Source organism: Curtobacterium sp. AB7 (assembly GCF_044909335.1).
Classification (GTDB): domain Bacteria; phylum Actinomycetota; class Actinomycetes; order Actinomycetales; family Microbacteriaceae; genus Curtobacterium.
On the sequence record NZ_JBIYED010000002.1, the window covers coordinates 158,628 to 180,572 of the forward strand.

Consider the following 21,945-nt stretch of genomic DNA (forward strand, 5'->3'; position numbering starts at 1 on the left):
TGGGGGGTCAGCGGTTCAGCGTGGGTCAGCGGCCGGTGCCGGCGTAGACGACGGCTTCGGCATCGGCGTCGAGGTCGAACGCGCTGTGCACGACCCGCATCGCCTCGTTGAGGGTGTCGGCGCGGGTGACGACCGAGATGCGGATCTCCGAGGTGGAGATCATCTCGATGTTGATCGACGCGTCGTGCAGCGCGCGGAAGAGCTTCGCCGAGACGCCGGCGTTGGTGCGCATGCCGGCACCGACCAGGGCGAGCTTGCCGATCTGGTCGTCGTACTGGATGCTCTCGTACCCGATGTCGGACTTCGCGACCTCGAGCGCCGTGAGCACGGTCTGGCCCTGGTCCTTCGGCAGGGTGAACGAGATGTCCGTCCGCCCGGTCGACGCCGCCGACACGTTCTGGACGATCATGTCGATGTTCGCCCCGGCGCGTGCGACGTTGGTGAAGATCTCGGCGGCCTTGCCCGGCTGGTCCGGGACGCCCACGACGGTGATCTTCCCCTCGGAGAGGTCTCCGGCGATCCCGGTGATGATCGGTTCTTCCACGGTTTCCCCCTCGGCAGGGTTGTAGACGATGGTGCCCTCGGTGTTGTTGAACGAGGACCGGACGTGCAGGGTGACGCCGTGCCGGCGGGCGTACTCGACGGCACGGATGTAGAGGACCTTGGCGCCGGACGCCGCGAGTTCGAGCATCTCCTCGCTCGTGATGCGGTCGACCTTGCGGGCCTTCGGCACGACACGAGGGTCGGCGGTGAAGATGCCGTCGACGTCGGTGTAGATCTCGCAGACGTCGGCGTCGAGCGCGGCGGCGAGCGCGACCGCGGTCGTGTCCGAGCCACCCCGGCCGAGCGTGGTGATCTCGCCCGTCGTGCGGTTGAACCCCTGGAACCCCGCGACGATGGCGACGTGGCCGGAGTCGAGCGCCTCGCGCACGCGCTTCGGGGTGACGTCGACGATGCGCGCCTTGCCGTGCTGCGCGTCGGTGAGCATGCCCGCCTGGCTGCCGGTGTACGACGAGGCTTCGACGCCGAGGCTCTTGATCGCCATCGCGAGCAGCGCCATCGAGATGCGCTCCCCCGCGGTCAGGAGCATGTCGAGCTCACGGCCGGCGGGGATCGGGGTGACCGAGTGCGCCAGGTCGACGAGTTCGTCGGTGGTGTCGCCCATCGCCGACACCGCCACGACGACGTCGTTGCCGGCCTTCTTCGTCTCGACGATCCGCTTCGCCACGCGCTTGATGCTCTCGGCGTCCGCGACGGAGGATCCACCGAACTTCTGCACGATCAAGGCCACTGGCTGGTACTCCCGGAGACGGCGACACCGCGAGGTCACGCGGTCTCACAATGGTAGTCGGTGTTTCGAGGATGTTGCGTGCGAGCCGCCCCAGACGCAACGATCCTGCGTGGGGCTCAGCCGCCGACGACGCGCCGGCCCTCGAACGCACGGCCGAGCGTGACCTCGTCGGCGTACTCGAGGTCACCGCCGACCGGCAGACCCGAGGCCAGCCGGGTCGTCCGGATGCCCATCGGGACGAGCAGCCGGCTCAGGTAGGTCGCCGTCGCCTCGCCCTCGAGGTTGGGGTCGGTCGCGATGATGACCTCCTCGACCGTGCCGTCGGCCAGGCGGGTCATGAGCTGCTGGATCCGCAGGTCGTCCGGGCCGATGCCGTCGATCGGGCTGATCGCGCCACCGAGCACGTGGTAGAGCCCGCGGAACTCACGGGTGCGCTCGATCGCCGCGACGTCCTTCGCCTCTTCCACCACGCAGATCGTGGCCGGCGACCGGCGCGGGTCGCGGCAGATGCTGCACTGGACGTTCTCCGTGACGTTGCCGCAGATCTCGCAGAAGCGCACGCGCTCCTTGACGTCCGCCAGCAGCTCGGACAGCCGCGACGGGTCGAACGACTCGGTCTGCAGGATGTGGAACGCGATGCGTTGCGCCGACTTCGGGCCGATGCCCGGCAGGCGACCGAACTCGTCGATGAGGTCCTGGACGATCCCGTCGTACATCAGGCACCGTCCTGGTGGAGAGCGGTCTCCTCGATGAACTGGGCATTGAGGATCTCACGCACGACGGCCTCGCCGTAGCGACCGGCGACCGGCGCACGACGTGCCGGTGGTGCGGTCCGTGGCGCGGCCGGCGGAGCGGTCTGCGCGCGCGGGGCGGCCGACGCCTGCGCGGGCGCTGCGGCGGATCGACCGTGACCGGGGTCCGGGAACGGCGCGCCGTCGTCGTACGGTTCGTCGTCCAGCGGGTAGTCGTCGACGGGCACGCCCGGTACGACGGGTCCTCCGGGAGGCGCGGCGACCGTCGACGACGCCGCCTGCACACCGCCGTCGGTCGGCTGCACCCCCTGCGGTGCGGTGGCACCGGCGGGTTGCGCGGGCGCCTCGGACCGGGGCTGCTGCGGATCGACGGACTCGACCGGGGCGACGGGCGCGGCAGCCGGAGCGGTGCCGAAGGGTGCCGCCCAGCCGGGCTCGACGGACTCGGGCACGGCGTCGGCGGTGGGGTCGCTCGCGGGGATCGTGGCGACCGCCCAGTCGGTCACGGGTGCGCCGGACGGTGCGGGCGCCTGCGCAGGAGCGGGTGCCGGCGCCGGAGCGGGTGCCGGCTCAGCAGCGGGTGCCTGCGCCTGCTCGGCAGCCAGCGCCTGCGTGGGAGTGGGTGCCGGTTCCGGAGCGGGTGTCTGCGCCGGACGTGGCTCCGGCTCGGCGGCGGGAACGGACTCCGGCGCCGCGGCTTCGGGTGCCGCCGTCGTGGCGGGCGCTGCGGAGGCAATGGCCTCGGCGGGGGCGGTCGGGCCGTCACCGGTGGCTGCAGCAGCGTCGGAGGCCGGAGCCGACGACGGAGCGGGCGCGGCGGACTGCGGTGCCGACGATGCCTGCGGCTGCGCTTGTGGCTGCGCAGCGGGCTGGCTCGCCGGCGCCGGACGGCCGGCCGGGGCGGACGGCTGCTGTGCGGGAGCCGGGGTGCGCTGTTGACCAGGGCCCCCGGGACCGCGGGCGACGAACTTCACGCGGAGCCCGATGACGTCCATGATCGCGGCGCGGAGCAGTTCGCTGACGCTGGCCGAGGGGTCGGACATCTCCTTGAACGAGGCGACGTCCTGCTGGCTCGGGAAGGTCAGGGTCAGCACGTCGTCGCGCAGCGCGGTCACCTGTGCGGTGACGACCACCGACCACGCCGACCGCTTGGCGCGCTGCACGTGCTCGACGATCTGCGGCCAGGCGTCGCGCATCTGCTGGAAGCCCACGGCGCCGACGGTCCGGACCGCCGGCTCGTCACCGATCGTCGTGCCCTGACCCGTGGACGAAGCACTGACGGGTGACGAGGTGCTGGCGGGTGACGAGGCGCTGACGGGTTCGGTGGCCCGGGCGGTCGGGGCAGCGGGCTCGGGAGCGCTCGGGACGGCGGCAGCCCAGGAGGCTGCGGCATCACGTGCCGCACTGCCGGCGTCGGACTGCGCCGGAGCCGCGTTCGCCGACGTCGCGGCGGGAGCCTGCTGCGCCGCCGGAGCCTGCTGCGCCGCCGGGGCCTGCTGGGCGGCGGGGACCTGCTGCGCGGCGGGCTCCTGCCGACGCGGCGCCGCAGCCGACGACGGGGCCGGTTCGGGCGCCGGGCTGGTGGCGGCCGGCTGTGTCGACCCCTGCGCTGCGACCGCGCCGGACGGTGCCTGGTGTCCGCCGGCGTCCCCGACACCGACGCGGCGCTCGAGCCGCTCGACCCGGGCGAGGGCCCCACGCTGGGTGTCGTCGGCCTCGGGCACGAGCATGCGCGCCGTCATGAGCTCGAGGTGCAGCCGGGGCGAGGTCGCTCCGGTCATGTCGGTCAGCGCCTTGTTCGCGATGTCCGCGCCACGGGACAGCCCGGTGGCACCGAAGACGCCGGCCTGCCGGGTCATGGTGTCGAGCTCGTCCGGCGAGACACCGCGCAGGACCGCTGCGGCGCTCTCGTTCGTCGCCGCGACGACGATCAGGTCGCGCAGCCGCTCGAGCAGGTCCTCGACGAAGCGACGCGGGTCCTGACCGGTCTGCACGACCCGGTCGATCGCGGCGAAGGCGGAGGCCGGGTCGGCCACGGCGAGGGCGTCCACGACGTCGTCGAGCAGCGCGGCGTCGGTGTAGCCGAGCAGGGCGACCGCGCGCTCGTAGGCGATCGCGCCGTCTTCGCTGCCGGCGATGAGCTGGTCGAGCAGGGACAGGGTGTCGCGGACGGAACCGCCGCCGGCGCGCACGACCAGGGGAAGGACGCCGGGTGCGACCGTCACCGACTCCTGCGTGCAGAGCTGCTCGATGTACTCGAGCATGACGGCGGGCGGCACGAGCCGGAACGGGTAGTGGTGGGTGCGCGACCGGATGGTGCCGATGACCTTCTCCGGCTCGGTCGTCGCGAAGATGAACTTGACGTGCTCCGGGGGTTCTTCGACCAGCTTGAGCAGGGCGTTGAACCCCTGCGGGGTGACCATGTGCGCTTCGTCGAGGATGAAGATCTTGTAGCGGTCACGCGCGGGGGCGAACACGGCGCGGTCACGGAGGTCGCGCGCGTCGTCGACGCCGTTGTGGCTCGCGGCGTCGATCTCGATGACGTCGAGCGAACCGCTGCCGTCGCGGGCGAGCTCGACACAGCTCGGGCAGACGCCGCACGGGGTGTCGGTCGGCCCCTCTGCGCAGTTGAGACACCGCGCCAGGATCCGGGCCGAGGTCGTCTTGCCGCAGCCACGCGGGCCGCTGAACAGGTAAGCGTGGTTGACGCGGTTGGTGCGGAGCGCCGTGCGGAGCGGGTCGGTGACCTGCGACTGCCCGATCAGCTCGGCGAAGTTCTCGGGCCGGTAACGGCGATACAGGGCGGTGACCACGCGACCAGGGTAGCCGGGACGACCGACACCCGCGTGCCCCTCCACAGGTCCACGGGCACTGGACCGGACCGCCTGCGCAGGGTGGGCCGAGCGCACGGACGGCACCGCGCCTCCCGGCCGACACGGGGTCGGACAGGAGGCGCGGTGCGGGACGCTGCTCGGGCTCAGCCGCGGCTGCGGCGGCGGGCGCCCCTGGCCAGGCGGGAGAGCCCCAGCAGACCGAGGAAGACTCCTCACGCACCCACGCAGGAGACGGACACAGCCCCGGCTCCCCCTACGAAGACAGAAAAGACTCCTCACGCACCCACGCAGGAGACAGACACAGCCCCGGCTCCCCCCTACGGAGACAGAAAAGACTCCTCACGCACCCGCCAGAGCCCGGCTACCCTTGCTGCGTTTCCGCCCTGGGGGAGTTCACCTGGATGGCGTCACGTGAGGAGCCGCCGACAACTCTACCGGATGCGACCGGGCAGGATTGACACATGAAGATCGCCATCGCCGGAGGACACGGCCAGATCGCACTGCTCCTCGCCCGCCAGATCACCGACGCCGGACACGACGCCGTCGCGATCGTCCGCAACCCCGCGCACGTCGCCGACGTGGAGCAGCAGGGCGCCACGGCGATCGTCGCGGACCTCGAACAGCTCGGCGACGACGACCTGGCACTGCGCCTCCGCGGGGTCGACGCCGTGGTGTTCGCCGCCGGCGCCGGGCCGAACAGCGGTGCGGAGCGCAAGCTCACCGTCGACCGGGACGGCGCGATCCTGCTCGCGGATGCCGCGGAGCGCGCCGGCATCGACCGGTACGTGATGGTCTCGGCGATGGCGGCGGACACCTACGATGCCGAGGCCGCGGTGGTGCCCGCGAAGGACGACGCCGCCGTGTTCCAGGTCTACCTCCGGGCGAAGGCCGAAGCCGACGCGAACCTGCGCGCCCGACGGCTGCGGTGGACGATCGTGCGTCCGGGCGGCCTGCTCGACACCCCGCCGCAGGGGACGGTCGACGTCGGGCGCACCGTACCGCGTGGCTCGATCCCCCGGGCCGACGTCGCCACGGTCGTACTGCACGCGCTGCTCGACGACTCGGCCGTCGGTGTCCAGTTCGAGGTCACGAGCGGGAACACGCCGATCCCCGCGGCCCTCGACGCCCTGTCCTGAGCCGCGCGCCTCGTCCGCACCGTGCGCACCTCCTCACCCCGTGCGAGCTTGCACGCTCCGTGCCGCGCCACAAGCGCGCACCCACCCACCAACCCCGCACCAGCCCACCCAGGCCGCACCATGCGGTGACCGCGACCCAGCGCCGGACGGGAGGCACGGCGCCAGCCCGCCCCGCGCCTCCCGTCCGCACCGTGCGCACCTCCTCACCCCGTGCGAGCTTGCACGCTCCGTGCCGCGCCACAAGCGCGCACCCAGCCACCAACCCCGCACCAGCCCACCCTGGCCGCACCGTGCTGGCACCAGGCGGCGCAGCGCCCCACGCCCCGCGTCAGAGCGCGACCGCAGCCGACTGCCGGGCGATCTCCAGTTCCTCGTTCGTCGGGATCACGAGCACCGCGACACGTGACGTGTCCGTGGAGATGACCCGGGCCTCACGGGATCCCAGCTCGTTGCGGTCCGCGTCGATCTCGATGCCCAGGTGCTCGAGCCCGGCGAGCACGCGCCGGCGCAGCAGCGCGTTGTTCTCGCCGACGCCGGCGGTGAAGACCACCGCGTCGAGCCCGCCGAGCTGCGCGGTGTACGCGCCGACGTAGCGACGGATGCGGTGGCGGTACACGGCGAGCGCCGCCTCGGCGACCTCGTCGCCGTTGAGGGCGGCGTCCTGGACGTCGCGCATGTCGCCGTTGCCGGTGAGGCCGAGCAGCCCGGACTGCTTGTTGAGCATGGTGTCGAGCTCGTCGAAGGACAGCCCGGCCTCGCGGTGCAGGTGCAGCAGGACGGCGGGGTCGAGGTCGCCGGAACGGGTGCCCATGACGAGGCCCTCGAGCGGCGTGAGGCCCATCGACGTCTCGATCGACTTCCCGCCGTCGATCGCTGCGGCCGAGGCACCGTTGCCCAGGTGCAGCACGATGGTCTTCAGCTCGGACAGCGGGCGGTCGAGGAAGACGGCGGCCTGCTCGGAGACGTACTTGTGGCTCGTGCCGTGCATGCCGTAGCGGCGGATGGAGTACTTCGCCGCCAGGTCGGCCGGGATCGCGTACGTGTACGCATGCGGCGGCATGGTCTGGTGGAACGCGGTGTCGAACACGGCGACGTGCGGGACGTCGGAGAACACCTGCTTCGCGGCCCGGATCCCCTCGAGGTTCGCCGGGTTGTGCAGCGGCGCGAGGCTGTTCAGTGCCTCGATCTGTCGTTCGACGTCGTCCGTCACCACCGTCGCGCGGTCGAAGGTGGTGCCGCCGTGCACGACGCGGTGGCCGACGACGGCCGGCGGGTGCTCGTCGAACGACGGGCCGACCTTGGCGAACGCGTCGATCATCGCCTGGAACCCGGCGGCGTGGTCCGGAACGGACGCGGCGTCGTTCGACGACGACTCCCCCGTCAGCGCGTTGGTGTGCTTCCACGCGCCGGCCGACTCGCCGATGCGCTCCACGAGCCCGGAGGCGAGCGTGCGCTCCCCCTCGAGTTCGATGAGCTGGTACTTGAACGAACTCGATCCGGAGTTCACGACGAGGGCTGCGGTCACGGGTGGTGTCGCTTTCTGCTCATGGCCTGGTCGGCCGGACGGGAGGCGCGGTGTGCGTCGCGCGGGTCAGGCCGCGTCGGACGCGGTGCCGGCCTGGATCGCGGTGATCGCGACGGTGTTCACGATGTCGCTGACGAGCGCGCCGCGGGACAGGTCGTTGATCGGCTTGCGCAGTCCCTGCAGGACCGGCCCGATGGCGACGGCGCCGGCGGAGCGCTGCACGGCCTTGTAGGTGTTGTTGCCCGTGTTGAGGTCCGGGAAGATGAAGACGGTCGCCTTGCCGGCCACCGGGGAGTCCGGCATCTTCGTGCTCGCGACCGTCGGGTCGGCAGCGGCGTCGTACTGGATCGGGCCCTCGACGAGCAGGTCCGGGCGGCGTTCGCGCACGAAGGCGGTGCCGGCGCGGACCTTGTCGACGTCGGCGCCGGAACCGCTGTCGCCGGTCGAGTAGCTGAGCATCGCGACGCGGGGGTCGATGCCGAACTGGGTCGCCGTCTCGGCCGACGAGATCGCGATGTCGGCGAGCTGCTCGCTCGTCGGGTCCGGGATCACCGCGCAGTCGCCGTAGACCAGGACGCGGTCGGCGAGCGCCATCAGGAACACGCTCGACACGATCGAGGTGTCCGGACGGGTCTTGATGATCTCGAAGGACGGCCGGATGGTGTGCGCCGTGGTGTGCTTCGCGCCGGAGACCATGCCGTCGGCGAGCCCGAGCTGCACCATCATCGTGCCGAAGTACGAGACGTCGGTCACGGTGTCGCGCGCGAGCTCGATCGACATGCCCTTGTGGGCGCGGAGCCGGGTGTACTCCTCGGCGAAGCGTTCGCGGAGCTCGGGGTCGAACGGCGACACGAGCTGAGCGGCGTCGAGGTCGAGGCCGAGTTCGGTCGCGCGGGTGCGGATCGCGGCGGGGTCCCCGAGGATCGTCAGTTCGCAGACCTGGCGGGCGAGCAGCGTCGACGCCGCGCGGAGGATGCGGTCGTCCTCGCCCTCGGGCAGCACGATGCGCTTGCCGTACCCCCGTGCCCGGTCGAGCAGACCGTGCTCGAACATGAGCGGCGTGACGACGCCGGACGGCGTGAGCTGCAGGCGGTCGCGCAGGGACTCGGCGTCGACGTGCTGCTCGAACAGGGCGAGCGCGAGGTCGGCCTTGCGGGGCGAGTCCGCCGCCAGGCGCCCGCGGGTCTGCGTGATGCGGAGGGCGGTGTCGTACGTGCCCAGGTCGTTCTGCGCGATCGGCAGCGAGCTCGACAGGCCCTCGAGCAGCCGGGAGATCTGCGGTGCGGTCTCGAACCCGCCGTTCAGGATGACGCCGGCCAGGCTCGGGAACGTGTCCGACTGGTTCGCCAGCAGGGTCGCGATGAGCACGTCGCTGCGGTCACCGGGGACCACGACGATGCCGCCCTCGATCAGGCGGGGCAGGACGTTCTCCATGCTCATGCCGGCGACGACGGTGCCGAGTGCCTCGCGGTCGAGCAGGGCGTCGTCCCCGCGCACCAGGGTCGCGTCGGTCGCCTGCAGCAGCGCTCGGACGGTCGGGGCGACGAGGACGCGGTCCTCCGGGATCGCCCACACGGGCACGTCCGGGTGGTCGTCGTGCACGGCCCGCTCGACACTCGCCACGATGGCGGCGAGGGCCTCCGGGTCGGCGCGGTTCACGACGACGCCGAACAGCTGCGCGTGTGCCGCCCGCAGCTCGCTCGTCGTGACGTCCGCGACCTGCGCCATCCCCTCCGGCGTGCGGGCACCGCGCTCGGCCGCGTCACGACCACCGAGGACGAGGAGGACCGGGGCACCGAGGTTCGCGGCGACCTTCGCGTTGAACGACAGCTCGGTGGGGCTGCCGACGTCGGTGTAGTCGGACCCGAGCACGACCACCGCGTCGCACTGCCGCTCCACCTGGGCGAAGCGGTTCACGATGGTGCCGAGCGCTACGTCCGGATCCGCGTGGACGTCGTCGTAGGTGACCCCCACGGCGTCGTCGTACGAGATCCCGACCGCGGTGTGCTGCAGCAGCAGTTCGAGCACGTAGTCGGGTTCGGCGACCGAACGGGCGACGGGGCGGAACACGCCGACGCGGCCGACGGAGCGTGCGAGGGTCTCGAGGACACCGAGGGCGACGGTGCTCTTGCCCGTGTGCCCTTCTGCTGACGTGATGTAGATGCGGGTCGACACGCGCCCCAGGGTAGTCGCCGGACATGTCACGACAACTGGGAGCACCGCCCTCGACGACACGCGGTCGTGAGCACCCCCGCAGAACCTGTACCATTGGGTGTCGCCGTCGCGAGACAGCGCAAGGAGAATTCGCCTAGTGGCCTATGGCGCACGCTTGGAAAGCGTGTTGGGTGCAAGCCCTCGGGGGTTCGAATCCCCCATTCTCCGCCAGCAAGGCCCCGCACCTCGGTGCGGGGCCTTCGTCGTTCACGGCGTTCCTCGCGCCTGGTCCCCCACGCAGCGGACCCACCTGTCCCCTGTTCGCCAAGGACTGGCCGTCAAACGCCGATCCGGGGTGGAACGGGCTGTCCCCGGTCCCCGTCGTTCACCTATGCTTGCCGGAGCGGACGACTCCGGGACGAGTCGACCGCGGTGCATCGAGCGGCAGGGGCGTCGCTCGCAGGGCGGCCGATTCGGCGTGCCCGGGAGACCCGAGGGTTCAGGAGACGCGCATGGGGGACATGACGGTGCCAGCGACGCCACACCTGCGCGCCACCGTGTACGACGTCGTCCTCCGCCCCCGCCGGTCCCTGGTCCGCTCGACCGCGCTGAGCATCGTGTTCTCGGCCGTGCCGCTCGCCGTCGCCCTGATCTGGGTGTCGTTCCCGTTCCGGACGTGGGCGATTGTCGCGACCGTGGTCGTCGCGCTGGCGGTCCTCGTCGGCGTCGTCTTCGTCCGACTGAGCACGGCGTACATCGGCATCGACCCCGACGGCCTGACGATCCGGGGCGTGGTCACCGCGCACCGCCGGATCCCCCGTGACCGCGTGCACAGCCTGGCGCTCGCCACCACCTACGGCAGCTCGGTCGACCGCACCATGCGCGAGCTCGTGGCGTTCGACGCGACGGGCGCGCACCTGTTCCGCATCCGTGCCGACGTGTGGGGCGACGACGGGGTCGCCCAGGTCGTCGACGCCCTGGGCGTCCAGGTGACGGAGGAAGCACGTCCGGTCTCGGCCCGGGTCTTCGCGAAGCGCTACCCGTCGAGCCGCGCCTGGTACGAACAGCGGCCGGCCTACCTGTTCGTCGGCGGCGTGGCGGCACTCGTCGTCATGGGTCTGCTCGTCGTCGAGTTCACCGGCCTGCTCGGTCGCTGACGCTCGGAGCTGCTGGACGTCACCGACGGCGGCGCAGCGTCGAGAAGATCCCCTGCACGACCTCCTTCGCGATCGTGCCACCGAGCCGTGACCCGAGCAGGTCCGACAGCGGGTCGTCCGCCTTCCGAGAGGTCGTCGTCCGCGTGCTCCGCCCCGACCGGCCCGAACGCCGCGACGCCGCAGCCCGCTCGGCCTTCTCGAACTCACGCTGCGTCCGCTCGTACTCCTTCTGCGCAGCAGCCCGCTCGCGTTCCTCCTGCTTGGCCTGCGCCGCGGCCTCCTTGGCCGCGGTCGCCGCAGCACGCGCCGCTTCCTTCTCGGCCTCGGCCGCCGCGAGGGCTGCGTCCTTCTGCGCGTCGGCCGCAGCGGCCTCGGCAGCTGCTGCCTCCATCCGGCGCGCGAGCATCTCGTGCGCCGAATCCGGATCCACCCGGGTGCCGTACGTCGCGAGCAACGGCGATGCCTGCACCCGCGACTGCATCTCGGCTGCGGGCATCGGGTCCATCGAGCCCTGCGGCGCGCGCAACCGGGTCCACGCGACCGGCGTCGGCGCACCCTTCTCGTTCATGACGGTGACGATCGCCTCGCCGGTCGCCAGCGAGGTCAGCACCTCGCCCAGGTCGTAGTCGCTCGACGGGTAGGTCGACACCGTCGCCCGGAGCGCCTTCGCGTCGTCGGGGGTGTGCGCCCGCAGCTGGTGCTGGATGCGCGACCCGAGCTGCGCCAGGACGTCGTTCGGCACGTCCTTCGGGGTCTGGGTCACGAAGAAGATCCCGACGCCCTTCGACCGGATCAACCGAACGGTCCGCACGATCTGGTCCGTGAAGTCCTTCGATGCCCCGCTGAACAGCAGGTGCGCCTCGTCGAAGAAGAACACCAGCTTCGGCTTGTCCTGGTCGCCCACCTCTGGCAGTTCGTTGAACAGGTCGGCCAGCAACCACATCAGGAACGTCGAGAAGACCTCGGGCTGGTCCTGCACGCCCGGGACCTCGAGCAGGCTGACGATCCCCCGGCCGTCCGCCGCCGTGCGCAGGAACACCTGCGTGTCGATCTCGGGCTCGCCGAAGAACTGGTCGGCACCCTTGTCGGCGAACGTGATGAGCTCGCGCAGGATCACCCCGGCGGTCTGCTTCGACAGACCGCCGAGCTCGGCGAGCTCGCCCTTGCCCTGGTCGCCCACCAGGAACGTCAGCACGCTCCGCAGGTCGGCCAGGTCGACGAGCGGCAACCCGGCCTGCTCGGCGTAGTGGAACACCAGTCCGAGCGAGGACTCCTGGGTGTCGTTCAGGCCGAGCACCTTCGACAGCAGCAACGGCCCGAACCCGGACACCGTCGCGCGGATCGGCACGCCTGTGCCCTGACCACCGAGCGAGAAGAGCTCCGCCTGGCTCGCGAGACCCTGCCACTGCTGGCCGATGCCCGCGGTGCGCGCGAGCAGCTTCTCGTTCCCCTGCCCGACCACCGCGAGCCCCGACAGGTCGCCCTTGATGTCGGCCGCGAAGACCGGCACGCCGTTCGCCGCGATCTGCTCGGCCAAGACCTGCAGCGTGCGGGTCTTGCCGGTGCCGGTCGCGCCGGCGACCAGCCCGTGCCGGTTCAGCATGCCGAGCGGGATGCGGACCTGCACGTCGGGCTGCGCCTCGCCGTTCACCAGGGCGCCGAGTTCGAGCGCCTGCCCCTCGACGGTGTAGCCGGTGCGGATCGCGGCGACGGCGTCCGGTCCGAGCGGGCCTCCGCCACTGCCGGGAGGCGCGGTGCCGGCCGCAGGGGCGGCCGCCGGTACCGGGACGGCCGCGTCGGGGGCCGCCGTCGCGTCGTCCGGGACGGCTGCGGCGGGTCCTGCGCCGATGGGCTCTGGGGCCGGTGGGGTGGCGGCGGGCTCCGCGTCGGGGGCGAGCCGTGCCTCCTGTCCGGAGGGTGCCGGTGACTCGGCGACCGCCGGCTCGGCGTCCGGCGGTTCGGCGTCCGGCGTGAGTGCTGGTGCTCGAGCCGCGAGCGCGGCCGCGAGCTCCTCGGCCCGCTGCGCGGCTTCGTCGGCCAAGCGGCGTGCCTCGTCCGCTGCTTGCCTGGCGGCCTCGGCCGCTGCCCGTGCCTGCTCCACCGCGTCGCTCATGGGCACAGCCTATGGACGCGCGGGGGCCGCTGTCCGGCTGTTCCGGGCAGCTGTGGAGAACCCGTCAGTGCGTGAGCTCGGGGACCGTCCGGGGCCGCACCACGAACCACAGGATCAGGATGGCCATCACCGAGGTCGAGGCCATCACGATCGCCATCGGGGTCGCGGTGGTGATGCCGAGCCAACCGACGATCGGCGAGATCAGGCCGGCGACGCCGAAGTTCAGGGCGCCGAGCAGCGACGCCGCAGTGCCGGCCTCCTTGCCGTGCGCAGCCAGGCCGATGACCTGGACGAGGGGGAACGAGAACCCGCACGCCGCGATGAAGAACCACAGGGGCACGAGCACGCCGACGAGCCCCGCACCGAGCTGGTCGAGCACGATGATCGCGATCGACGCCAGGAACAGGGTCGCCGTCGAGCATGCCAGGATCCACTGCGGCCCGACGCGCTGCGCCAACCGCGCGGAGATCTGCACACCGAGGACGACGCCCACCGAGTTCACCGCGAAGAGCAGTCCGTACTGCTGCGCGTCGAGTCCGTAGACACCCTGGAACAGGAACGGCGACGAGCTGAGGTACGAGAACAACCCGCTGAACACCATCGCCCCGATGAGCGCGACCCCCACGAAGATCCGGTCGGAGAACAGCGCCTTGTACCGCTGACCGATCGTGGAGTGGCCGGCCTCGCGGCGACGGGCGGGGGGCAGGGTCTCGACGATGAGCAGGATCGACGCGATCACCACGGCCAGGCCGTAGCAGGCGAGGAACACGAAGATGCCGCGCCAACTGGTGAACTGGAGCATCTGCGAGCCGATGAGCGGCGCGAGGATCGGCGCCAGCCCGTTCACCATCGCCAGGCGCGACAGCATCCGGACGAGCGGCTTGCCGCCGAACAGATCGCGGACGGTGGCCATCGCGACGACACCGCCGGCGGCCGCACCCATGCCCTGGAGCACGCGGAACACCGCAAGGAGCTCGATGTCGGGAGCGGTCGCCGCGCCGATCGACGCGGCGATGTGCACCGTCGTCGCGATGATGAGCGGCAGCCGGCGGCCGACCTTGTCGCTCCACGGACCGACGAGCAGCTGCCCGAACGCGAACCCGAGCGTCGTCGCCGTGAGCGTCAGCTGCACGGCGCCGTCGGTGACGCCGAACTGTTCCTTGATGGCCGGGAACGCCGGCAGGTACAGGTCGATCGTGAACGGCCCGAGCGCCGTCAGGGCACCCAGGACGAAGACGTAGACGAGTCGCTGCCCACGGGAGAGGGAGTCTCCGGGGTGCAGGACGACCCGGAGCGAACCGGTGGTGGCGGGCGCGGTCACGAGCAGGAGTCCTTCGGCGGTGAGGGGCGGGGAGGTGATCGCGGCGTCGATCGAATCGATTCGTCCGCGGAACCATCCTACGGGCCGACGGAACACTCCCGACGCCGTCGGCACGGATTGCCCGCGTGTTGCCACCCGCCGTCCGCGTGCCGATCCCGCGCCATGCGGTACCGTCGGACTGCTCGGGGGCCTCCGGGTGAATCGGATCAGAAGGGGGTGGGCGTCATGGTGGATGCCCGGATCCTGCACACGACCGCCGCCCTGCGCGAAGCGATCCTGCGACTGGCGGCCGACCGCCCCGTCTCCGAGATCACCGTCGCGGACGTCACCCGTGCCGCCGGCATCAACCGCGCGACGTTCTACTCGCACGCGGTCTCCCCCGGATCGTTGCTCGCCGACGTGCTGACGCCGGAGCTCGACCGCATCCGGCAGGACGACGCCGACGACCGACGGGCCGCAGCCGCCCGCGGGGCCGACGCAGCCGAGCTCGCGACCATCACGCGGCGGGGCATCAACGCGGTCGTCGAGCACGTGACCACCCACCGCGACATCTACGCCAAGGCGCTGCCGGACCCGAACGACGCGTCACTGCACCGGCTGCTCGTGGGCCACTTCACCGAGTCGAGCGCTCTGCACATCCGTGAACTCGACGCCGACCGCCGCCCGGAACTCCTCGACGACGTGGCCGCCGGCTACGTCGCGCAGGGCTTCGTCGGGGCGATCGAGGCGTGGCTCGCCGGACCCCGACGGTCGCGGAAGGCGCTGGTCGAGACGATCACGCTGTCGTTCCCGGCCTGGTGGAGCTGAGCCGAGCCGCCTGGTGGCGCAGCGCTGACCGGCCTGGTGGCGCTGAGCCGAGCCGCCTGCTGGCGCAGCGCTGACCGGCCTGGTGGCGCGGCACGGCTCGGCTCACTCCGCGTCGGTCGAGTCGCCGTCGCTCGGTTCGGTCTCCGGCTTCTCGCCGCGCTGCAACGACTGCACGACCTCGACCGCGGTGGCCGCCAGGTCTGCGTCGTCCGCACCTGCGGGCACCCGGTAGTCGGCCGACACACCGTCGCCGCCGGTGCCGCTCGCCGGCAGCGGATCGCCCAGGGACACCACCACGACACCGGCGTCGTGCGCGGTCTGGATCACCCCGGTCAGCGCCGACGGCCGAGCCGCGTGCACGAGCAGTGCCTTGGCACCCTTGCGGACGAGCTGGGCGACCGCGGTCCGCTGGGACGCCGCCGCACCCGACGCGGGAGCGACCCGGACGTCGGGACGGAAGCCGGCGTCGGACAGGCCGGTGCGCAGGTCGTCGCCCAGGGCCGCGTCGTCGTGGACCAGCACGACGCCGATGACGGCCTGCTTGTCGAACCCGCCGTCGGAGCTGGTCAGGTCCGTGCTCTGCACCGGCGTGGGCGCAGCGGACGTCGTGCCCTGGCAGCCGGCCAGCGCGAGGGCGGCCGTCAGGACGACGGCTGCAGCGACGATGCGCACCACGGGTGTCTCCTCTTCGGTCCGGTCTGCCACGCTACCCGGCTGCGCGGTCCGGCGACGCCGACGACACCGGCGCGGGGACGGGTCCGAGGCGCCGGACCGCGGCGATCGCCAGTGCGGCGAAGCAGATCATCGCCGCGAAGACCAGGGGGAAGGACACCGTGCCCTCGGCGCCGCCGGTCGCGGTGAACAGCAGCCCGGTGACGGCCAGACCGATGACGCTGCCCGCGGCGTCGGCGATGGTGAGCGCCGAGCTCGCGAAGCCGTCGTCACCCTCGCCCGAGAACCGCAGGGTGAGCATCGACGTCCGCGGGTAGATCGCCCCCATGCCCGCGCCGCCGACGAACCAGCCGGCGACGAGCACCCACCACGGCAGGTCGAGCGTCGCCACCGCGAAGGCCGCCAGCAGGCTCACCAGGACGAGCGCGAGTCCGACACCGAAGGTCCGACGAGCGGTCAGGCGCTGCTCCCCCAGCCGACCGTGCGCCCAGCTCGAGGCCGCCCAGCTGAGCGCGGCGACGGTCAGCGCGAGCCCCGCTGCCGATGCGGACAGGCCGTGCTTCGCCTGCAGCAGGAACGGCACGTACGCCTCGCTGCCGAAGAACGACGCCGCCACGAGCCCGCGCAGCAGCACCACCGAGGGCAGCCCGGCGGCGGCGCGGAAGGTGCCCGCCGGCAGCAGCGGCCGCAGGGCGAACCACGTGCCGACCAAGCCGACCACGACCGCGGCCACCATCCCCCACGGGGTCAGGTCCGGCGCCACGTTGAGCAGCAGGATCGACACGGCCGCGGCCACTGACCACCCGATCCGCACCCGCTGCCACGGCGGTCGCAGCTCGACCGCCGGTGCCTGCAGCCGTCCGAGTGTCGGCACGAGCACGGTGAACGCGCCGACGGCGATCACGAGCGCCCCCGCGAAGACCCAGTGCCAGTTCCACGTGTCGGTGACGATGCCGGCGATCGCCGGGCCGATGAGCGCCGGCACCACCCAGGCGGCGGCGAACCCGGCGAACACCGGTCCGTGCAGTTCGGCGGGGAAGATCCGGGCGACGAGCACGTAGAGCACGACGTCGATCGCGCCGGCGCCGAAGCCCTCGACCAGGCGCCCGACGAGGAAGACCTCCATCGTCGGCGCGAGCATGACCACAGCGGTCCCCACGGCGAAGAGCAGGGCGGAGACCCAGGCGACGACCCGGCCGCCGGCACGGTCGGTCCAGTTGCCGGCGAGCACCATGCCGGGCACCCCGGCGGCGAGCGGCGCGGCGAACGCCAGGGCGTAGAGCGCCTCGCCGTCCAGGTCGCGACTGATCACCGGCATGATCGTCGTCATCGCCAGGTTCTGGAACGCCGCGACGCCCACGATGGCGACCATCCCGACCGTCGCGAGGGCGTAGCGCCCGCTCAGCAGGCCCGTCCTCGTCGCCGTGGTGCTCACCCGCTCATCGTAGGGGCGAGCGGCGACACCGCGGACCGGCGGGGAGCGCGCCGCAGGCCGGGGTCCCGCGGACCCGACGGGAGCGCGTCAGCGCGTCAGCGCGCGAGCGCCTGCTGCAGGTCCGCGACCAGGTCGCCGGCGTCCTCGATGCCGACGGACAACCGCACCACGTTCTCCGGCACCGCGAGCTCCGTGCCCTTCACCGAGGCGTGCGTCATCTCGCTCGGGTACCCAATGAGCGACTCCACACCCCCGAGGGACTCGGCCAGTGCGAACAGTTCCGTGGACTCCGCGAAGCGCCGGGCCGCGTCCGGTCCGCCGGACAGGGCGACGGAGAGCATCCCGCCGAACCCACGCATCTGGCGAGCGGCGACGTCGTGCCCCGGGTGGTCGGTGAGTCCCGGGTAGTAGACACGCTCGACGCCCGGCGCGGCGACGAGCGCCTCGGCGACGGCCTGCGCGTTCGCGGAGTGCCGCTCCATCCGCACCGCCAGGGTCTTGATGCCGCGGGTGGTCAGGAAGGCGTCGAACGGCGACGAGATCGCACCGGCGCCGAACTGCAGGAACTGCACCTTCGCCGCGAGCTCCTGGTCGGCGAGCACGACGGCCCCACCGACGACGTCGGAGTGGCCACCCAGGTACTTCGTCGTCGAGTACACGACGACGTCGGCCCCGAGCGACAAGGGCTGCTGCAGGTACGGCGACGCGAAGGTGTTGTCCACGACGACGAGTGCACCGGCCTCGTGCCCGAGGGTCGCGAGTCCGGCGATGTCGGCGATCTTCATGAGCGGGTTGGTCGGCGTCTCGACCCAGAGCACGGTGTCCTCGGGAGCGCCCTGCAGCGCGGCCCGGACCTGGTCGAGCTCGCTCATGTCGACGACGACGAGCTCGACGCCCCACGGCACGTGCAGTCGGCTGACCAGACGGTGGGTCCCGCCGTAGACGTCGTTCCCCATCACGACGCGGGCCCCGGGGCGGAGCGCCGCCCGGAGCAGGGCGTCCTCGGCGGCGAGACCGGACGCGAACGAGTACGCGGCCACGCCGCCGTCCAGGTCGGCGAGCAGCGTCTGCAGGGAGTCGCGCGTCGGGTTGCCGGCGCGGGAGTACTCGTAGCCGTTCCGCATCCCGCCGATGCCGTCCTGCACGTAGGTGGACGTCAGGTGGATCGGCGGGATGACCGCGCCGGTGGGGCCGTCGGGCTCCTGGCCGGCGTGGACGGCGCGGGTGCTGAACTCGGTCATGCTGGCTGCGTTCCTTACTCGGAGAGGTAGGTCAGGAGATCGTGGCGGGTCAGGACCGTGACCGGCTTGCCGTCCTCGACGACGAGCAAGGCGTCCACCGACTCGAGGGCCCGGCGCGCTGCGGACACGGACTCGCCCACACCGATCAACGGGAGCGGCTCGCCCACGAAGCCGGTCAGGGCGTCCGTCATCTTCGCGGCACCGGTGAAGACCTGTTCGAGCAGGTCCTTCTCGGCGACGGCCCCGATGACCTCGCCGATGACGACCGGCGGTTCCGCGCTGAGCACAGGCATCTGGGACACCCCGTACTTGGTCATGATGTCGACGACCTCGCGCACGGTGTCCGCCGGGTGCGCGTGCACCAGGTCGGGCAGCCGGCCGTCCTTGCCGGCGATGAGCGACCCGACGGTGCGTGCCTCGTCGGTCTCGGCGAAGCCGTACGAGCGCATCCACCGGTCGTTGAAGATCTTGCCGAGGTAGCCGCGACCGCCGTCGGGCAGCAGCACCACGACGACGTCGTCCTCGGTCAGGTCGCGGGCGGCCCGCAGCGCTGCGACGACCGCCATCCCGCTGGACCCACCCACGAGCAGGCCCTCCTCCCGCGCCAGGCGCCGGGTCATGGCGAAGGAGTCGGCGTCCGACACTGCGATGATCTCGTCCGGCACCTCGGGGTCGTACGCGGTCGGCCAGAAGTCCTCGCCCACACCCTCGACCAGGTACGGCCGACCGGTGCCACCGGAGTAGACCGAGCCCTCGGGGTCGGCCCCCACGATGCGGACACGGCCGTCGGACGCCTCCTTCAGGAAGCGCCCGGTGCCCGAGATGGTGCCGCCCGTCCCGACGCCCGCGACGAAGTGGGTGATCTGCTGCTCGGTGTCGCGCCAGATCTCCGGACCGGTGGTCTCGTAGTGGCTGCGGGGGCCGTTCGGGTTGGCGTACTGGTTCGGCTTGTAGGCGCCGGGGATCTCGCGGACGAGCCGGTCGGACACCGAGTAGTACGACTCCGGGTGCTCCGGCGCCACCGCCGTCGGCGTGACGACGATCTCGGCGCCGTACGCCGTCAGGACGTTGCGCTTGTCCTCGCCGACCTTGTCCGGCAGCACGAACACGCACCGGTAACCGCGCTGCTGGGCGACGAGGGCCAGCCCGACCCCGGTGTTGCCCGACGTGGGTTCGACGATCGTCCCGCCTGGCCGGAGGTCACCAGAGGCCTCGGCAGCATCGATGATGCGCGTGGCGATGCGGTCCTTCGACGACCCGCCGGGGTTGAGGTACTCCACCTTCACCAGGACGGTCGCGCGCACCCCCTCGGTGACCCGGTTGAGCTTGACGAGCGGGGTGTCACCGACGAGGTCGACCACGGAGTTCGCGTAACGCACGGGCCCGAGTCTAGGACGCCGACACCGCGTTCTGCTGGGTCGTGACGTGCGCCTCGCCCTGGTCGTGCCCCGTGTCGGACGGGAGGCCCGTGGCGGGGCCGCCACGGGCCTCCCGTCCGGCCTGGGGGCGCGTGTCCGATCGGCGCGCCCGCCCGCAGGTCGGTGGCCGTGATCGGCGGGGTCAGCGGCCGACGGCGTCCGCCGGTGTGTTCTGCTGCCGGTGCAGGAGCGCGTAGGTGCCGTCGAGCGCGAGGAGTTCGTCGTGTGTGCCCTGCTCGACGATCCGCCCGTGGTCGAGCACGAAGATGACGTCGGCGTCTCGGATCGTCGACAGCCGGTGCGCGATCGAGATCGTGGTGCGCCCCGCGGCGGCGGTGTCGAGCGCGGTCTGCACGACCCGTTCCGAGATCGAGTCCAGCGCGCTCGTCGCCTCGTCGAGCACGAGCACGGGCGGGTCCTTCAGGAGCACCCGGGCGATCGCGATCCGCTGCTTCTCGCCGCCGGACAGCCGGTACCCGCGCTCCCCCACGACGGTGTCGTAGCCGTCCGGGAACGAGGCGATCGTGTCGTGGATGTTCGCCGCCCGTGCCGCCCGTTCGACCTCGTCGTCGGTGGCGTCCGGCTTGGCGTACCGCAGGTTGTCGCCGATCGTCGCGTGGAACAGGTACGTCTCCTGGCTGACGATCCCCACGTGGCGCATGAGGTCCTCGTGCACGAGGTCGCGGACGTCCTGCCCGGCGAACCGCACGGAGCCCTCGGTCGCCTCGTACAAGCGCGGCACCAGGTACGACACGGTCGTCTTGCCCGCGCCCGACGGACCGACGAAGGCAGCGAACTGGCCGGGCCGGAGCTCGAACGAGACCCCGCGGAGCGTCGGCTTGTCGGCCTCGCCGTCCGGGTAGGTGAACGTCACGTCGTCGAAGGCGACGTGACCGACCATCGTGTCGTCGACGGGCTTCGCCGTGGGCGAGTCAGTGATCGCGGGCTTCAGGTCGAAGTACTCGAAGATCCGAGCGAACAGCGCTCCGGAGGTCTGCAGGTCGAGCACCACCCGGAGCAGTCCGACCGTCGGGAACAGCAGGCGCGACTGCACCGTCGTGAACGCCACGATGGTGCCGGCGGTGATCGGGACGTCGCCGATGATCAGCCAGGCCGCGACGAGGTAGATGATCGCCGGGATGATCGACAGGAAGATCTGCACGATCGCGAAGAACCACTGGCCCGACATCTGCTGGCGGACCTGCAGCTGGATTTGGTTACGGTTCTCGTCCCCGTAGCGGCGGGTCTCACTGCGCTGCTGGTTGAAGCTCTTGGCCAGCAGGATGCCGGAGACGCTCAGCGCCTCTTGCGTGATCGCCGTCATGTCGGACAGCGACTCCTGCGTCTGCCCGGCGATGCGGGCACGGACCTGCCCGACCCGACGCTGCGCGATGACGAGCAACGGGAGCAGCACGACCGCGACCAGGGTCATCTGCCAGCTCAACAGCAGCATCGCGACGATCGCGGCGATGACCGTGACGGTGTTGCCGAGCACGGACGAGATCGTGTTGTTCAGGACGCTCGCGACGCCGCCGACGTCGTTCTGCAGGCGGGACTGGATGACACCGGTCTTCGTGCGGGTGAAGAACGCGAGCTCCATGCGCTGCAGGTGCCCGAACAGGCGCATCCGCATGGCGCCCATGACCTTGTTGCCGACCGTCGCCGTCAGGTACGTCTGCCAGACGCCCACCCCGGCGCTCGCGATCCAGAGCAACACCATCGCCGACACGAGCTCGACCAGCACCGGGACGTCGGGGCTGCCGGACGGTGGGAACAGGCCGCGGTCGAACGCCTGCTGCGTCAACAGCGGCGGGATCACCGAGATCGCCGCGCCGATCAGCACGAGGACGACCGTCAGGATGATCGACCTGCGGTGTGGGACGAACAACCCGGCGATCCGCTGCACCAGGTGCGGGATCTTCGGCGCTTCGGCGTTCGCGGCCTTCTGTGCACGGAAGTCACCGCTGGAGATCCGGCCGCCGCCGCGCGGACCGCCACCGCCGCCCCCGCGCATCCCGCCGCCCATGCTCATGCAGCAACCGTATCCCCGCGGTCGGACATCGGCGCGCGCTCGACGACCGCCGTTCCG

Annotated in this window: 15 protein-coding genes, 1 tRNA gene and 1 other RNA gene; 4 read left to right on the forward strand and 13 right to left on the reverse strand. The window is 71.8% G+C overall.

Translation table 11 applies throughout. From position 1 onward, the window contains the following. Positions 1 to 25: 25 nt before the first annotated feature. From ABH929_RS06705 to ffs, 4 genes are all read right to left on the reverse strand, one after another. On the reverse strand, positions 26 to 1,291 hold the full coding sequence (locus ABH929_RS06705; protein ID WP_111084230.1) for an aspartate kinase: 1,266 nt from the start codon (positions 1,289 to 1,291) through the stop codon (positions 26 to 28). A 116-nt stretch (positions 1,292 to 1,407) separates the two neighbouring features. Continuing rightward, entirely contained in the window at positions 1,408 to 2,007 is a 600-nt protein-coding gene (recR, locus tag ABH929_RS06710) for a recombination mediator RecR (RefSeq protein ID WP_111084231.1), read from the reverse strand. Continuing rightward, on the reverse strand, positions 2,007 to 4,856 hold the full coding sequence (locus ABH929_RS06715) for a DNA polymerase III subunit gamma and tau (protein ID WP_404560596.1): 2,850 nt from the start codon (positions 4,854 to 4,856) through the stop codon (positions 2,007 to 2,009). Before ABH929_RS06715 ends, recR begins: the two co-directional genes overlap by 1 nt. A 348-nt stretch (positions 4,857 to 5,204) precedes the next feature. Beyond that, positions 5,205 to 5,301, reverse strand: an RNA gene (gene ffs, locus ABH929_RS06720) — signal recognition particle sRNA small type. A gap of 37 nt (positions 5,302 to 5,338) precedes the next feature. Here ffs and ABH929_RS06725 point away from each other — a divergent pair. Continuing rightward, a complete protein-coding gene (locus tag ABH929_RS06725; RefSeq protein WP_123292136.1) occupies positions 5,339 to 6,013 on the forward strand; it encodes an SDR family oxidoreductase in 675 nt (224 codons plus the stop codon). A 328-nt stretch (positions 6,014 to 6,341) separates the two neighbouring features. Here the strand turns inward: ABH929_RS06725 and ABH929_RS06730 are convergent, their stop codons facing one another. Further along, positions 6,342 to 7,538, reverse strand: coding sequence for an acetate/propionate family kinase (locus tag ABH929_RS06730; protein ID WP_123292135.1), 1,197 nt, complete (start codon positions 7,536 to 7,538; stop codon positions 6,342 to 6,344). 66 nt (positions 7,539 to 7,604) lie between these two features. After that, on the reverse strand, positions 7,605 to 9,713 hold the full coding sequence (pta, locus tag ABH929_RS06735) for a phosphate acetyltransferase (RefSeq protein WP_404560597.1): 2,109 nt from the start codon (positions 9,711 to 9,713) through the stop codon (positions 7,605 to 7,607). Positions 9,714 to 9,835: 122 nt separating this feature from the next. Here pta and ABH929_RS06740 point away from each other — a divergent pair. Then, positions 9,836 to 9,923: transfer RNA gene (locus tag ABH929_RS06740), tRNA-Ser, on the forward strand. A 281-nt stretch (positions 9,924 to 10,204) separates the two neighbouring features. Continuing rightward, entirely contained in the window at positions 10,205 to 10,849 is a 645-nt protein-coding gene (locus ABH929_RS06745; protein WP_404560598.1) for a hypothetical protein, read from the forward strand. Between the two features lie 19 nt (positions 10,850 to 10,868). Here the strand turns inward: ABH929_RS06745 and ABH929_RS06750 are convergent, their stop codons facing one another. Then, a complete protein-coding gene (locus ABH929_RS06750; protein ID WP_404560599.1) occupies positions 10,869 to 12,962 on the reverse strand; it encodes a helicase HerA-like domain-containing protein in 2,094 nt (697 codons plus the stop codon). A 64-nt stretch (positions 12,963 to 13,026) separates the two neighbouring features. After that, entirely contained in the window at positions 13,027 to 14,283 is a 1,257-nt protein-coding gene (locus tag ABH929_RS06755) for a multidrug effflux MFS transporter (RefSeq protein ID WP_111084464.1), read from the reverse strand. Between the two features lie 225 nt (positions 14,284 to 14,508). Here ABH929_RS06755 and ABH929_RS06760 point away from each other — a divergent pair, with 225 nt between their 5' ends. Then, positions 14,509 to 15,090: a TetR/AcrR family transcriptional regulator gene (locus tag ABH929_RS06760; RefSeq protein WP_159573139.1), complete on the forward strand. Its 582-nt coding sequence runs from the start codon at positions 14,509 to 14,511 to the stop codon at positions 15,088 to 15,090. A 102-nt stretch (positions 15,091 to 15,192) separates the two neighbouring features. On the opposite strand, the gene ABH929_RS06765 is transcribed toward ABH929_RS06760, so the two are convergent. The 5 genes from ABH929_RS06765 to ABH929_RS06785 all read right to left on the reverse strand — a co-directional run bounded on the left by ABH929_RS06765 (position 15,193) and on the right by ABH929_RS06785 (position 21,888). Beyond that, positions 15,193 to 15,765: a substrate-binding domain-containing protein gene (locus ABH929_RS06765; RefSeq protein ID WP_404560600.1), complete on the reverse strand. Its 573-nt coding sequence runs from the start codon at positions 15,763 to 15,765 to the stop codon at positions 15,193 to 15,195. A 31-nt stretch (positions 15,766 to 15,796) separates the two neighbouring features. Beyond that, a complete protein-coding gene (locus tag ABH929_RS06770; protein ID WP_404560601.1) occupies positions 15,797 to 17,197 on the reverse strand; it encodes an MFS transporter in 1,401 nt (466 codons plus the stop codon). Between the two features lie 95 nt (positions 17,198 to 17,292). Next, on the reverse strand, positions 17,293 to 18,438 hold the full coding sequence (locus ABH929_RS06775; RefSeq protein WP_404560602.1) for a cystathionine gamma-synthase: 1,146 nt from the start codon (positions 18,436 to 18,438) through the stop codon (positions 17,293 to 17,295). Between the two features lie 14 nt (positions 18,439 to 18,452). Next, on the reverse strand, positions 18,453 to 19,817 hold the full coding sequence (locus tag ABH929_RS06780; RefSeq protein WP_263089811.1) for a cystathionine beta-synthase: 1,365 nt from the start codon (positions 19,815 to 19,817) through the stop codon (positions 18,453 to 18,455). A 181-nt stretch (positions 19,818 to 19,998) separates the two neighbouring features. Next, entirely contained in the window at positions 19,999 to 21,888 is a 1,890-nt protein-coding gene (locus ABH929_RS06785; protein ID WP_263089809.1) for an ABC transporter ATP-binding protein, read from the reverse strand. Positions 21,889 to 21,945 lie beyond the last annotated feature (57 nt).